This is a genomic window from Streptomyces sp. NPDC051172 (assembly GCF_040682555.1).
Lineage (GTDB): Bacteria > Actinomycetota > Actinomycetes > Streptomycetales > Streptomycetaceae > Streptomyces.
Genome location: NZ_JBFBBE010000492.1, coordinates 1 through 1,036, shown reverse-complemented (window position 1 = coordinate 1,036; position 1,036 = coordinate 1). Strand labels below are relative to the sequence as shown.

The window sequence follows — 1,036 nt, the reverse complement described above, 5'->3', positions numbered from 1 at the left end:
GGGAGGGGAGCTCGGAGGTCATGGGCCCATCCCACGCCATCGACGGGCGGGTGCGCAACGAGGGCCGGTCGACGCCCGACATGGGGCGTCGTCCGCCTAGCGGTCCAGTTCCTGGCGCCGTGAGCTGATCACGCCGGTGACGAAGCCGGCGAGGTTGAGCCCGCCGTGGAAGCGGGCGTGCTCGATCTTCACGCAGCGATCCATGACGATCTCCAGGCCCGCGGCCTCGGCCTGACGCGCGGCGTCCTCGTTCCAGATGCCCAGCTGCAGCCACACGGTCCGGGCGCCCACGCGGGCGGCGTCCGCCACCACCTCGGGGGCGTCGGAGGACTTGCGGAACACCTCCACGAGGTCCGGGGTGACGGGCAGGTCGTCCAGCGAGGCGTAGACGCGGTGGCCGAGGATCTCCTTGCCGGCCGCGGCGAGCACGGGATTGACGAAGTAGACGTCGTACGTGGTCGAGCTCAGCAGGTACGTGGCCACGAAGTAGGACGCACGGGCCGGCTTGTCCGAGGCGCCGACGATCGCGATCGAGCGGGTGCGCCGCAGGATCGCCAGGCGCTCGGGGGCGCCGGGGCCGGTCCAGGTGCGCTCGGGGTGGGTGGTGCTCATGGCTCAGGCCTCCTGCTCTGCGGGGACGACGGCGCCGCCGCGGGTGCGGCCGGTGGCCTCGGTCAGGGCCTGGTCCAGGTCCCAGAGGATGTCCTCGACGTCCTCGATGCCCACCGAGATGCGGATCAGGTCCGCCGGGATGCCCGCGGCCACGAGCTGATCGGCGGTGAGCTGCTGATGGGTCGTCGTGGCGGGGTGCAGCACCAGCGTCTTCGCGTCGCCGATGTTCGCCAGGTGGCTGGCCAGCTGCAGGGCGGAGATGAACGCGGCGCCGGTCTCGCGGCCGCCGACCACACCGAAGCTGAACACCGAGCCGACGCCCCGGGGCAGCAGCTGCTGCGCGCGGGCGTGGTGCGGATGGTCGGGCAGCCCCGCGTAGCGGACCCAGGAGACGCGCGGGTCCTCGTCCAGCCAGGTGGCGACG

The 1,036-nt window shown here is 72.8% G+C and carries 2 protein-coding genes; both read right to left on the bottom strand.

Annotated features, from left to right (window positions below):
• Window positions 1-96: 96 nt before the first annotated feature.
• Window positions 97-612 carry a CoA-binding protein gene (locus tag AB0N07_RS52170; RefSeq protein ID WP_002857647.1) on the bottom strand — a complete coding sequence of 172 codons (516 nt, stop codon included), beginning with the start codon at window positions 610-612 and terminating at the stop codon, window positions 97-99.
• 3 nt (window positions 613-615) lie between these two features.
• A partial coding sequence (locus tag AB0N07_RS52165; RefSeq protein ID WP_365848172.1) for a PLP-dependent transferase occupies window positions 616-1,036 on the bottom strand: 421 nt, incomplete at its 5' end.